10 protein-coding genes are annotated in these 12,255 nt (G+C 65.4%); 7 read left to right on the top strand and 3 right to left on the bottom strand.

Annotation, left to right across the window (positions count from 1 at the left end; genetic code table 11):
* Positions 1–6: 6 nt before the first annotated feature.
* Together BRAD3257_RS06255 and BRAD3257_RS06260 are read left to right on the top strand one after the other, a co-directional pair.
* Positions 7–1,092: a S1C family serine protease gene (locus tag BRAD3257_RS06255; RefSeq protein WP_122401123.1), complete on the top strand. Its 1,086-nt coding sequence runs from the start codon at positions 7–9 to the stop codon at positions 1,090–1,092.
* 125 nt (positions 1,093–1,217) lie between these two features.
* Entirely contained in the window at positions 1,218–3,542 is a 2,325-nt protein-coding gene (locus tag BRAD3257_RS06260) for a xanthine dehydrogenase family protein molybdopterin-binding subunit (protein WP_122401124.1), read from the top strand.
* A 117-nt stretch (positions 3,543–3,659) separates the two neighbouring features.
* Here BRAD3257_RS06260 and BRAD3257_RS06265 read toward each other — a convergent pair whose 3' ends face one another.
* Genes BRAD3257_RS06265 through BRAD3257_RS06275 form a run of 3 tightly spaced genes read right to left on the bottom strand, consistent with a single transcriptional unit; the run spans position 3,660 to position 6,871 of the window.
* Positions 3,660–4,856 carry an acyl-CoA dehydrogenase family protein gene (locus BRAD3257_RS06265; RefSeq protein WP_122401125.1) on the bottom strand — a complete coding sequence of 399 codons (1,197 nt, stop codon included), beginning with the start codon at positions 4,854–4,856 and terminating at the stop codon, positions 3,660–3,662.
* Between the two features lie 15 nt (positions 4,857–4,871).
* The gene (locus BRAD3257_RS06270) at positions 4,872–6,011 is read right to left on the bottom strand and encodes an acyl-CoA dehydrogenase family protein (protein ID WP_122401126.1); all 1,140 of its coding nucleotides are present in this window, start codon (positions 6,009–6,011) and stop codon (positions 4,872–4,874) included.
* 5 nt (positions 6,012–6,016) lie between these two features.
* Positions 6,017–6,871 (bottom strand): enoyl-CoA hydratase, encoded by an 855-nt coding sequence (locus BRAD3257_RS06275; protein ID WP_162500135.1) that lies wholly within the window; start codon positions 6,869–6,871, stop codon positions 6,017–6,019.
* Positions 6,872–7,118: 247 nt separating this feature from the next.
* On the opposite strand from BRAD3257_RS06275, the gene BRAD3257_RS06280 reads away from it, so the two are divergent.
* The 5 genes from BRAD3257_RS06280 to BRAD3257_RS06300 all read left to right on the top strand — a co-directional run bounded on the left by BRAD3257_RS06280 (position 7,119) and on the right by BRAD3257_RS06300 (position 12,196).
* On the top strand, positions 7,119–7,727 hold the full coding sequence (locus BRAD3257_RS06280; RefSeq protein ID WP_122401128.1) for a LemA family protein: 609 nt from the start codon (positions 7,119–7,121) through the stop codon (positions 7,725–7,727).
* Between the two features lie 133 nt (positions 7,728–7,860).
* Positions 7,861–8,775: a TPM domain-containing protein gene (locus BRAD3257_RS06285; RefSeq protein WP_122401129.1), complete on the top strand. Its 915-nt coding sequence runs from the start codon at positions 7,861–7,863 to the stop codon at positions 8,773–8,775.
* 5 nt (positions 8,776–8,780) lie between these two features.
* Complete coding sequence (locus tag BRAD3257_RS06290) at positions 8,781–9,278, top strand: TPM domain-containing protein (protein ID WP_122401130.1); 498 nt, start codon at positions 8,781–8,783, stop codon at positions 9,276–9,278.
* Between the two features lie 313 nt (positions 9,279–9,591).
* On the top strand, positions 9,592–10,563 hold the full coding sequence (locus BRAD3257_RS06295) for a hypothetical protein (protein WP_162500548.1): 972 nt from the start codon (positions 9,592–9,594) through the stop codon (positions 10,561–10,563).
* 94 nt (positions 10,564–10,657) lie between these two features.
* Entirely contained in the window at positions 10,658–12,196 is a 1,539-nt protein-coding gene (locus BRAD3257_RS06300; RefSeq protein WP_122401132.1) for a hypothetical protein, read from the top strand.
* Positions 12,197–12,255 lie beyond the last annotated feature (59 nt).

Consider the following 12,255-nt stretch of genomic DNA (forward strand, 5'->3'; position numbering starts at 1 on the left):
TCACCCATGAATCGTCGCTACGGAATTGCCGCGGCAGTTTTGGCCGCTCTGCTCGTCGTGGTCACCGCCGCGAAGATCCAGCATGTGCCGTGGACCACGCCTGCCGCGCGAGCCATCGAGCAGCGCGGGCCGTTGTCCGAGGCCGAAAAGGCCACCATCGACATCTTCGAACGCGTGTCTCCCTCGGTCGTCCAGGTGGCGGCGAAATCGGCGGCCAATCCGCTGATCGGCGAGGAAGCCCAGGGCGGCGCTTCCGGCACGGGATTCGTCTGGGACCGTGAGGGCCATCTCGTGACGAACAATCATGTCGTGGCCAATGGCGAGGAAATCGCCGTGCGTTTTGCGTCGGGAGAGGTGGCCCAGGTCGATCTGGTCGGCACGGCACCCAATTACGATCTTGCGGTGCTGCGGATCCGCAGTGTGCGCGAACTGCCTCCGCCGGTGGCGCTCGGCAGCTCGAGCGACCTGAAGGTCGGGCAATCCGCCTTTGCGATCGGTAACCCCTTCGGGCTGGATCAATCGATGACCAGCGGCATCATCAGCGCGCTCAAGCGCAGGCTCCCGACTCATGGCGGCCGGGAGATTGCCAATGTCATCCAGACGGACGCCGCGATCAATCCGGGCAATTCAGGCGGACCGCTGCTGGATTCTGCCGGCCGGCTGATCGGCGTCACGACCGCGATCATATCGCCGTCGGGTTCCAACGCCGGCATCGGCTTCGCGGTGCCGGTCGATGTCGTGAACCGGATCGTGCCCGAGCTCATCCGCAACGGCCGGGTGCCGACACCCGGTATCGGCATCGTGGCCGCCAGCGAGGATGTGTCGACGCGGCTTGGTGTCGAAGGGGTGATCGTGGTCCGGACCGCTCCCGGCAGTCCTGCCGAGCGCGCGGGAATTCGTGGTGTCAACTTTTCGACCGGAGCGGTCGGAGACATCATCACCGCGGCCGACGGCAAGCCGGTGCGACGCCTCTCCGACCTGACCGATGCGCTTGAGCTGTCCGGGGCCGGAAAGACCGTTCGGCTCACGGTCAAGCGCGGCTCGGATACCCGTGATGTGAACGTAAGCATCATCGATATCGACAGGTCTTAGCGGGCCAATCCGCGCCTGCAAGGGGCTCTGACGCGCATTGCAGATGCGCCGGGGCTCGGTTGTCTGACCCGCAAAATCGGTTAAAACCGCCGCGGTCGTTTTCCGGATTTCGAGGACATAACGGAATGAACATTCTTCCCGGCAATTTGCGTTTCGGAGCGGGGCAACCCGTCAAGCGTTTGGAAGACCTCAGGCTGCTCACCGGGAAGGGACAGTTCATCGACGACAAGCCGGAAGACGGCGCGCTGTGGTTGCACGTGCTGCGTTCGCCGCATGCCCACGCCAAGATCGTCTCGATCGACACCAGCGCCGCGGCCGCAATGCCCGGCGTCACCGCGATCTACACCGGCGCGGACCTCGTCAAGGACGACATCGGCAGCATCCCGACGTTGAACATCTTCAAGCGCCCCGATGGCAAGCCGATGACAGTGCCGCCGCGCCGGCTGCTCGCCCACGAGGTCGTGCGCCATGCCGGCGAGGCCGTGGCCGCGGTGGTGGCTTCATCGCGCGTGGAGGCGCAGAGCGCCGCCGAGGCGATCGTGGTCGAATACGACGTGCAGCCCGCGGTGGTCGATCCCGTCGAAGCCGTGAAGCCCGGCGCGCCCGTGGTGTGGCCGGAGGCACCCGACAACATCGTCGGCGCGATGAGCTATGGCGACGCCGCCAGGGTCGACGAGGCCTTTGCCAAGGCCGCGCACACGGTCGAGCTCGACATCGTCAGCCAGCGCCTCGTTCCTTCCGCGATGGAGCCGCGCTCGACCATTGCCGAGATCGACAGGAAGTCCGGCCGTCTCCTCCTGCACGTGCAGTCGCAGACCCCGGCCTCGACCCGCGACGTGCTGGCGGAAGCCGTGCTCAAGCGTCCCAAGGACAGCGTGCGCGTGCTGGTCGGCGACATCGGCGGCGGCTTTGGCCAGAAGACCAACCTCTATCCGGAAGACGGCATCGTCGCCTATGCCGCGACCAAGTTGAACAAGAAGATCCGCTGGCGCGGCGATCGCACCGACGAGTTTGTCGGCGGCACCCATGGCCGCGATCTCACCTCGACGGCCTCGTTCGCGCTGGACGAGAAAGGCAAAGTGCTGGCCTATCGTGTCAAGTCGATCGGCTGTACCGGCGCCTATTCCTCGGGCGCGGCCAACATCATTCCGCTGGTGCTCGGGCCCTTCGTGCAGACCGGCGTCTACGATCTGCCGCTGGTGCATTTCGAAGTGAAGACGGTGATGACCCACACCGCGCCGGTCGGTGCCTATCGCGGCGCCGGCCGACCCGAAGCCGTCTTCATCGTCGAGCGCCTGTTTGACGCGGCCGCACGAAAAATCGGCATGGATCCGCGCGCGATCCGGAAAGCGAACTACATCAAGCCGGCGCAGCTGCCCTACACCAATGCCGCCGGCCAGGTCTACGATTCCGGCGCCTTCGCCCACATGCTCGACCGTGCCGTCAAGCTCGCCGACTGGGACGGCTTTGCCGCGCGCAAGAAGGCGGCGAAGAAGAAGGGCCTGCTCTACGGCCGCGGGCTCACCTCCTACATCGAGTGGACCGGCGGCCGCGCCCACACCGAGAAGGTCAGCCTGCACGCGACCTCTCAGGGGCGCGTCGTGCTGCATTCCGGCACCATGGCGATGGGGCAGGGGCTGCAGACCACCTACACCCAGATGATCTCCGACTCGCTCGGCATTCCCATGGACAAGATCGACGTCGTCCAGGGTGACACCGATCTCGCCATGGGCTTCGGCAGTGTCGGCTCGCGCTCGCTGTTCGTCGGCGGCACGGCGGTCGCGGTCTCCTCCAACGACCTGATCCAGAAGGCGCGCGAGAAAGCGGCCAACGTGCTGGAGACCTCGGTCGAGGACATCGAATATCAGGGCGGCATGCTCACCGTGGTCGGCACCGACCGCCGCATCAGCCTGTTCGATCTCGCCGAGAAGGAGCGCGGCGCCAAGCTCAGCGTCGATTCCGAAGGCGAGGTCGATGGTCCGAGCTGGCCCAACGGCACGCATATCTGCGAGGTCGAGATCGATCCCGAGACCGGCGTCTCCAAGGTCGTGCGCTACACCACGGTCGATGACGTCGGTATCGCCGTGAACCCGATGCTGGTCACCGGCCAGATCCATGGCGGCGTCGCGCAAGGGATCGGCCAGGCGCTGTATGAAGGCGTGTCCTACGACGCCGACGGCCAGCTCCTCACCGCGAGCTACCAGGATTACTGCATCCCGCGCGCCGACGACGTTCCGCCGATCGTGGTGACGCTCGACGATTCGGCGCCCTGCCGCACCAATCCGCTCGGCGCCAAGGGCTGCGGCGAATCCGGCGCGATCGGCGGCCCTCCTTGCGTCACCAACGGCGTGATGGACGCGCTCGCCGATCTCGGCATCACCCAGCTCAACACGCCCCTGACGCCGCAGAAGATCTGGCAGGCGATCCGGGATGCGAAGGCGGCGGGGTAAGCCTTCAAGGGCACCGTCATTGCGAGCGCAGCGAAGCAATCCAGGATCTTTCCGCAGCGGCAGTTCTGGATTGCTTCGAAGGGCTCCTCGCAATGACGGTGGAGAGGGCCGCAGCCATCAAATCCCGAGCATCATCTTCGCAATAATATCGCGCTGGATTTCCGAGGTGCCGCCGAAGATCGTGTAGGCGCGGCCGTTGAGATATTCAGGCATCACCGTCAGCATTTCCTCAGGTGTCGCCGGCTCGTGGTTGAGCTTGTAGAGCGGGCGCATCGGCTCGACTGCGAGCGCATCGTGGCCGATCACGTCGGCGCCCAGCCGCGTCACGGCCTGGCGGATCTCGCTGTTGCGCAGCTTCAGGATCGACGACACCGCGCCGGGATTTTGCCCGGTCTGCAGCGCCGAGAGCACGCGCAACTCGGTCATTTCCAGCGCGTCGATATCGACCTCCACCTCGGAGATCCGCGTCGCGATGTCGGGACTGTCGATTGCGCGGCCCGTGAGGTCGGAGCAGGCGAGATCCGCGATCGCCTTCAGGCCCTCGCGCAGCTTGGCGGAGGCGATGCCGGCGCCGCGCTCGAACTCGAGCAGATATTTGCCGTAGGTCCAGCCCTTGCCTTCCTCGCCGACGCGATTGGCGACGGGCACGCGGACGTCGTCGAAGAACACCTGGTTGACCTCGTAGTCGCCGCCGATGGTGAGGATGGGGCGCGTCGTGATGCCCGGCGTCTTCATGTCGATCAGGATGAAGCTGATGCCGTCCTGCTGCCGCGGCCCGTCGCTGGTGCGCACCAGTGCGAACATGCGGTTGGCGTGATGGGCATGCGTGGTCCAGATCTTGGTGCCGTTGATGATGTAGTCGTCGCCGTCGCGGACCGCGCGCGTCTTCAGCGAGGACAGATCGGAGCCGGAGCCCGGCTCGGAATAACCCTGGCACCAATAATCCTCGCCGGAGAGAATCCGCGGCAGGTATAAGTTCTTCTGCTCGGGGCTGCCGAAGCCGATGATGACGGGCCCGACCATCTTCACGCCCATCAAGTTGACGTTCGGCACGCCGGCCCGCGCGCATTCGGTCTCGAAGATCCAGCGCTGTGCCGGCGTCCAATTGGGACCGCCATATTCGACCGGCCAGCCCGGCGCGCCCCAGCCCTGCCGGTGCAGCGCGCGCTGCCAGGCCATGCCGATATCAGGATCGGAGAACACCGACGGCGTCAGCGCGGTCGCGCGCTTCATCTCCTCGGTGAGATTCTTTGCAATGAAGCCGCGCACCTCGTCCTGGAAGGCACGCTCCTCGACATTGAACGACAGGTCCATGAGGCTCTCCCGGTGTCAGGCCCTGCGGCCAAGTTCGGCGTGGCGGGCATAATGATGCGCGCTGCCGCCGAACAGCGTGTCGAATGCGACCAGCCGCTTGAAATAGGCGCCGACCTCGAGCTCCTCGGTGACGCCCATGCCACCGTGAAGCTGGATCGACTGCTCACCGACGAAGCGCGCGCATTTGCCGATCTTGGCTTTCGCGCCCGACGCCGCCCGGGCACGCTCGATCGGCGCAGCATCCACCTTCAACGCGGCCCGCAGCGCCATCGAGCGTGCCTCGTCCACCTGCATCGCCATGTCGGCGAGACGGTGGCGGATCACCTGGTTGGCCGAGAGCGGCCGGCCGAATTGCTTTCGAATCTTGGTGTATTCGAGCGTGGTGTCGAGCAGCGTCTGCATGATGCCGACAGCTTCGGCACCCAGCGCGGCCATGGCACGATCGACTGCCCATTCGATCGCCGGCAGCGCATCGCTGCCGTCGCCGAGCAGGGCATCCTCCGGCAGATGCGCGTCGAACAGCTCGATGTTGCAGGCACGTCCGCCGCCAAGACGCGGATAATCGTTGATGACGAGGCCCGGCGTCGTCGCCTGCACGAGGAACAGGCCGATCCGCCCCGACGGCCCCCGGTGATCGTGGATATGGGCGGAGACGATGATCTCGTCGGCGGCATGTCCGTCGAGCACGGCGATCTTGCTGCCGGCGAGGCGCCAGCCTTGCGACGTCTTGGTGGCGCTGGTCGTGACCTTGGCAAGATCGAACCGGGCCGCGCGCTCGGAATGCGCCAAGGCGAGCTTCAATGATCCGTCCGCTATCTTGGGCAGGCTCGCCTGCTTTTGCTTCGTGGTGCCGCATCTGGCGATCAGCGCGGCCCCGAGCACCACGGTCGCTACATAGGGCTCCGACACGAGGCCGCGGCCAAAGGCTTCCATCAGAATACCGATCTCGACCGCGCCGCCGCCGAGACCGCCGAATTCTTCGGGAAGGGGCAACGCCAGCCAGCCGAGGTCGGCGAACTGTTTCCACACCAAAGGGCTGAAGCCGAGCGGATCATTCGCGATTCTGCGGCGGTGATCGGCATCGTAGCTTTCGGCCACGAACCGCTCCACGCTCCCGCGCAGCAATTTCTGCTCGTCGCTGAGATTCAGGTCCATTGCGTCTACTCCGCGGCCGTCGGCGGCTTGCGCACGGAGGGATGCAGGCCGGAGGGATCGACGATCATGCCGAACTCCTGGAGATTATGCGCGTGACAGAGCTGATGCAGCGCGAAGGCCTGGTCGATCGCGGCGGGCTGGCCCATCACGTCGACCGAGCGGTTGACCGCCTCCTTGGTCAGTTTCAGCGCGAAGGAGGGCTTTGTCGCGATCCGGCGCGCCAGCTCCAGCACCCGCGATGACAGCTCGGCGCGCGGCACGACCTGGTTGACCATACCGAGCTGATGCGCGTCCTGCGCGCTCCAGCTGTCGGCGGTGAACAGGAACTCCTTGGCCTTGCGCGGCCCGAGCTCCCAGGGATGCACGAACCACTCGACGCCGCAGACGCCCATGGTGACGACGGGATCGCAGAACTGCGCATCGTCGCTGGCGACGATGAGGTCGCAGGCCCAGGCCAGCATGAGACCGCCGGCGATGCACTTGCCGTGCACCTCGGCAATGGTCGGCTTGGCGAGGTTGCGCCAGCGCCGCGTGATCTGGAGATATATTTCCTGCTCGCGCGCGAAGCGGCCATGCGCGTTGGGTTCGGCGAAGCCGCCCCAATTTCCGATCGGCGGGAAATCGACGCCTGCGGCGTTCTTGCCGCCCGGACGCAGGTCATGGCCGGACGAGAAGTGCGGACCCGCACCGGCGAGGATGATCACCTTGACCGCGTCGTCCTGCACCGCTGCATCGAAAGCGGCGTTGAGGTCGTAGGTCATCTGCAGGTTCTGGGCGTTGCGCGCCTCGGGCCGGTTCATCACGACACGGACGATGGCCGGCTCCGGCCGCTCCACGAGAATGGTCTCGAACGAGGACATCGCGCTCCTCCTGGCGTTTCCGCTTTTGTTTTGCCGGAGTTGACTATGACCGCCTGCGATAGGCAAGGGGCTTGCGTCAGTCGGCTGGGGTGCCCCATTCGCCGCAGTCATTCCGGGATGGTCCGGAGGACCAGACCCGGAATCTCGAGATTCCGGGTTCGCTTCGCGCCCCGGAATGACGCGGGAAGCTGGCATCGTGTGATCGCTATCTGATATTGAATCACAGGATTCCACCGGGAGAAATTTGATGCGCAAGATCCTGACCGTGCTGGCGGCGCTGGCCTCGCTCAGCCTGACCAATTGCGGCTACAACGCGATCCAGACCGAGGACGAGCAGATCAAAGCCAACTGGTCCGAGGTCGTGAACCAGTATCAGCGCCGCGCCGATCTCGTGCCCAATCTCGTCAACTCGGTGAAGGGCTTTGCGCAGCAGGAGAAGGACGTGCTGCTCGGTGTCACCAATGCCCGGGCCAAGGTCGGCAGCATCCAGGCAACGCCGGAGGTGCTGAATGATCCCGCCGCCTTCCAGAAATTCCAGGCCGCCCAGGGCGAGCTCTCCAGCGCGCTGTCGCGTCTCCTGGTCGTCACCGAGAACTATCCGCAGCTGAAGTCCGATGCCTTGTTCAGGGACCTGATGTCCCAGTTGGAGGGCACAGAGAACCGCATCACGGTGGCGCGCAACCGCTACATCAAGGCAGTGCAGGAGTATAACGTCACCATCCGCTCCTTCCCGACCAACCTCACCGCGCTGGCGTTCGGTTACAAGGAGAAGCCGAACTTCTCGGTCGAGAACGAGAAGGCGATCTCGACCGCGCCGAAGGTGGATTTCAATCCGTCACCAGCGCCGTCGAAGTAGCTGCGTTCGGCTTCCGATGCGGGCCCCACACTCCACTGTCATTCCCCGCGAAAGCGGGGAATCCAGTACGCCGCGGCTTCACGGCTCGAGCAGCGCGGCCTCTGGAATACTGGATCGCCCGCCTGCGCGGGCGATGACAGCGCGAATGTGGCGGGCGTATTCGTTGGTCGCCGCACTGGTCCTCGCCATCGCACTGCTTCTCACCCTCGCATTCCCCACCCGCGCCGACGTCGCCGTCCCCCAACTCACCGGCCGCGTCGTCGATCAGACCGGCACGCTCTCCAGCAGCGACATCGCCTCGTTGTCGCAAAAATTGCGCGAGTTCGAGAACCGCAAGGGCAGCCAGATCGCCGTCCTGATCGTGCCGACGACGGAGCCGGAAACGATCGAGCAATTCTCGATCCGCGTCGCGGAGGTCTGGAAGATCGGGCGCAAGAAGGTCGATGACGGCGCGATCCTCGTCGTCGCCAAGAACGACCGGCATTTGCGCATCGAGGTCGGCTACGGCCTCGAAGGCGCGCTCACCGATGTCACCTCGCGGCGCATCATCGACGAGGACATCACGCCGAAATTTCGCAGCGGCGATTTTTCAGGTGGCATCTCGGCGGGCGTCGATCGCATGATCCGCGTGATCGACGGCGAGCCGCTGCCGACGCCCTCGCGCAGCGTGAATTTCGGCAGCTGGAACGACATCGAGCCGCTGTTTTACTTCGTATTGTTCGGCCCCCTCGTCGTGGGCGGATTTCTGCGCGCCATGTTCGGGCGTCTGTTGGGTTCGGTGGTGGCCGGAGTCATCGTCGGCGTCCTCGCCTGGTTCGTGCTGGAGTCTGCCGTGATTGGCCTCGGCGCCGGTGTGCTCGGCGCCATCCTGACCTTCATCGCGGATCTGTTGGGGGTGGGATCGGCGACAGGCCGCTCGCGCGGCGGCTCCTGGTCGAGCGGCTCCTCGTCCGGCGGCTGGAGCAGCGGATCATCGTCGAGCGACGGTGGCGGTTTCAGCGGCGGAGGCGGCAGCTTCGGCGGCGGCGGCGCCTCGGGGAGCTGGTAGCAGTCATGAGCATCAAGCGCATTGCCCGACATCTCGTGCAGCATCATTGGCGGGCGAAGCAGATTTTTCCGCGAGCCGTGCTCGAACGCATCGAGCAGGCGATCGAGCGCGGCGAAGCCTCCCATTCCGGCCAGATCCGCTTCGTGGTCGAAGGCGCGCTCGACGGCGGCCCCCTGTTCCGCAACCAGCCGGCGCGCGAGCGTGCGCTCGACGTGTTCTCGCACTTGCGCATCTGGGACACCGCGCACAACAACGGCGTCCTCATCTATCTCCTGCTCGCCGACCGCGACGTCGAGATCATCGCCGACCGCGGCATCGACGCGAAGGTTGGCGCCGAGGGCTGGGAGACCATCTGCCAGGCGATGGAGGCCGATTTCAGATCGGGCCAGTTCGAACGCGGTGTGATCGCCGGCATCGAGGCGGTGTCGCGCGAACTGGCGCGCCATTTCCCGCCGGGCGGCCCGCATCCGAACGAGCTGCCGGATGCGCCGGTGGTGATGTGAATGCCGGCTGACGCCCCACACGCAATGACGATGTGGACGCAGCGGACGCGTTAACTCTCTCGCCGTCGCACTGAAGCGCCCGCTTCTTCAGCGCGCCGCGAACGCGACGGCCCGGCCGTTGCGCCGCCATTCATCTTGCCCCGATTACAAACTGTTTCACGCCCGCCACACCGGTTCCATTTTCCCGGCCTAATTCGGCCCCGGATGAGTTCCTAAAATTTCGGTAAGCGGATCCGAAGGTAAGGATTTCGCAAGCAATGAAAGTTACCAAAAGGTCAACCGAGACTGGAGTATTTGAGCCGTGAGCGAACCATTGCCCGAGCAGGCTGCCCAGGATTCCGGTGCTGTCGACGCCGCAGCGCCGCAGGCCGTCGAGGCTGCCGCCGGTATCGAGGCCCCCTCGATTGCCCCCGACCACGAGGCGCCGCCCAAGCCGGATCCGGTCAAGGCGGAAGCCCCGAAGGTGGAGCCGCCGCGGATCGAGGTGCCGAAGTTCGAAGCTAAGACCGAAGCCAATCCCGAGCCGAAGCTCGGCAAGCTCATCGTCATGTCGCCTGCCGACCGCACCTGGGAGCGCGAGGAGTTCGCTCCGCATGTGAAGGCGGACGAGCCGCGCGAAACCGGTAGCAAGCGCCGCCTCTCGGCCATGGCTGCCGCGGTGGCGATTGCCGCCGGCGTCGGCGCGATCAGCGGTGCGCTCGCGACCGCCGGCATGATGCATTTCGCATCCCCGGCCCAGGCGCCAGTACAGGTCGCCGATACCAGCGCGCTGGATGCGTCCGTCGCCCGGATCGATGCCGATCTCGTCGCACTGAAGGCCAATGTCGAGCAGAGCTCGAAGACCGGAGTCAGCCAGTTGAGCCGGACCAACGAGCGCCTCGACAAGCTCGAAAAGGCGCAGGCCGAGCCGCTGGCCAAGATCGCCAAGCTGTCTGAGACCGTCGACAAGCTCCGCGCGACTCCGCCCGCCGCACCTGCGCAAGCCACGGCCGCACCGGCCAAGGAGACCACCGGCTCGATCGCGCCGACCCAGCTCGCGACTGCTGCGGCCGCACCGGCTCCCGCTCCCGCCGCGCCCAAGACCGAGATTGGACGTCTCCCGACGGTCGAGGGCTGGCGGCTGCGCAACGCCGGCAACGGCGGTGCGCTGATCGAGGGCCGCTACGGCATCTACGAGGTCTATCCCGGCGACCCCATACCCGGGGTCGGCCGCGTCGATGCAATTCGCCGCCAGGACGGCCGCTGGGTGGTCGTCACCAGCAGGGGCCTGATCGTCGCGCGCTGAACATTCGATATTCGACCGTCGCAGAGGCGCTTCACCACCCTGTGAGGCGCCTTTTTTGCTTGAATAGGCGTCCCTGCGCGGTGTTACCTGAGGCATGAGCCGCGCGCTGCGAATTCTCGTTGCTGCCGTCGCATTGCTGGGCGGTGTCGTTTCGCTCTTCGCAGCGGAGAACACTGCGCTGACGCGCGGCATCGCGATCACCGATCCCGATCTCCTGCGCAAGCTCGACCAGAACAATACGCTGACGATCCCACGTCTGCTATCGCCGGAGCGGAACGCGGACGTCCCGCTCACGACTGAGCTGATGTTCGTGTCTCTGCCGCAGCTGAAGGAGATCGTGCCGGCTATCGATGCGGAGTTCGAGCGCTACATCGCGCGGTACAAGGCGACATATCCGGGCGAGACCATCGGCGTCGGCGAGGGTTTTGATGCGCAACTGTTCGACCTCGCCAATCTGAGATCGCACGACACGCGCTTCGTGCTGGCCGGGATCGTCAATCGCATGGACCGTGCCTATGTCTCTGAAGGGTCCTGCGGCGAGATCCGGCTGATCTATCGTCTTACGCGTTTCGACAGCGGGCCGGATGGCGGCAAGACCGCAACGCGCCTGCCGATGACGTTCAACCTCGTGATGAAGGCGCGCGATGTGCGCCAGACGGACGGGAACGGCAAGTCGATCAGCTGCGCCGATGTCGCGCGGCGCTGGCTCGACAATGCCGACTGGCAAGATTTGATCGGCAGCCGCCTCCCGCCTCACGACGCCATGCTCGACCGCATCGAGACCAACATTCAGGTCTCGGTCGCACCGAAATCGACGCTGCACGATTTCCGCTCCGACTATCTGCTCAAGGTGTTCAAGTACGACGCTGCCGGCAAGACCTTCGAGGAATCGACACTGGAGAACCAGATCGACCGCGACCGGATTCTTGCTGACGACGTGCTGCGGCGCGACTTCAAGACCTGGCTGCTCGCGCCCGATCATCTTCGCGAGTTCGATCGTGGCACCGTGCTGATCCCGGAGAAATTCCTGGCCAAGGCTGCGGTGGTACCGACCCCCGCCGGCCTCGATGCCTCGGCCTTGCAGCCGGAGTTCGGCATGATGCAAGGAGAGGGCAAAGGCGATGGCGTCTTCACCGACAATGACGTGGTCAGCGCGCTGAAGCAGGCGGCGGCACGCGGCGTCGACATGCAGAATGTCCGCTCGGTCGCAGGCTTCCAGCGCCGTCTCAACGACGTCACCTGCGCCGGCTGCCATCAGACCCGCGGCATCGGCGGATTCCATTTTCCGGGCGTCGATTGGCTTGCTGACAAGCCATCGAATTCCACCATCGTGCCGGCCTCGCCGCATTTCTTCGGCGATCAGCTCCGCCGCCGCGACATCCTGACCGCGTTCGCGGCCGGAAAACACCCCGATTTCTCACGCGGATTTGCCAGCCGGCCGCAGACCCGCGGCGGAAGCGAGCTCGCCGGCACCGAATATCAGGACGGCTGGGGCGCGCATTGTTCCCTGCAAGACGCGGGATCGGGAACGCGGGATGAGAGTTTTACGTCATGGAGCTGTGCTAACGGTCTCACCTGTCAGGCTGCCGCGGCCTCGCGCCGCATCGGCATGTGCTTCATCAAGACGCGTTAGCGCGTGATCCGACCCGGAGGCCAGCGCAAAGTGTGTAGCGGTTTTCCGAAAAGATCACG

This window comes from Bradyrhizobium vignae (genome assembly GCF_900324035.1).
Taxonomy (GTDB): domain Bacteria; phylum Pseudomonadota; class Alphaproteobacteria; order Rhizobiales; family Xanthobacteraceae; genus Bradyrhizobium; species Bradyrhizobium vignae.

Bases quoted from the DNA above. Each gene is read 5' to 3' on its own strand.
- BRAD3257_RS06300 (WP_122401132.1), top strand. From the start codon at position 10,658: ATGAGCCGCGCGCTGCGAATTCTCGTTGCTGCCGTCGCATTGCTGGGC.
- BRAD3257_RS06290 (WP_122401130.1), top strand. From the start codon at position 8,781: ATGAGCATCAAGCGCATTGCCCGACATCTCGTGCAGCATCATTGGCGG.
- BRAD3257_RS06280 (WP_122401128.1), top strand. From the start codon at position 7,119: ATGCGCAAGATCCTGACCGTGCTGGCGGCGCTGGCCTCGCTCAGCCTG.
- BRAD3257_RS06265 (WP_122401125.1), bottom strand. From the start codon at position 4,856: ATGGACCTGTCGTTCAATGTCGAGGAGCGTGCCTTCCAGGACGAGGTG.
- BRAD3257_RS06260 (WP_122401124.1), top strand. From the start codon at position 1,218: ATGAACATTCTTCCCGGCAATTTGCGTTTCGGAGCGGGGCAACCCGTC.
- BRAD3257_RS06275 (WP_162500135.1), bottom strand. From the start codon at position 6,871: ATGTCCTCGTTCGAGACCATTCTCGTGGAGCGGCCGGAGCCGGCCATC.
- BRAD3257_RS06255 (WP_122401123.1), top strand. From the start codon at position 7: ATGAATCGTCGCTACGGAATTGCCGCGGCAGTTTTGGCCGCTCTGCTC.
- BRAD3257_RS06285 (WP_122401129.1), top strand. From the start codon at position 7,861: ATGACAGCGCGAATGTGGCGGGCGTATTCGTTGGTCGCCGCACTGGTC.
- BRAD3257_RS06270 (WP_122401126.1), bottom strand. From the start codon at position 6,011: ATGGACCTGAATCTCAGCGACGAGCAGAAATTGCTGCGCGGGAGCGTG.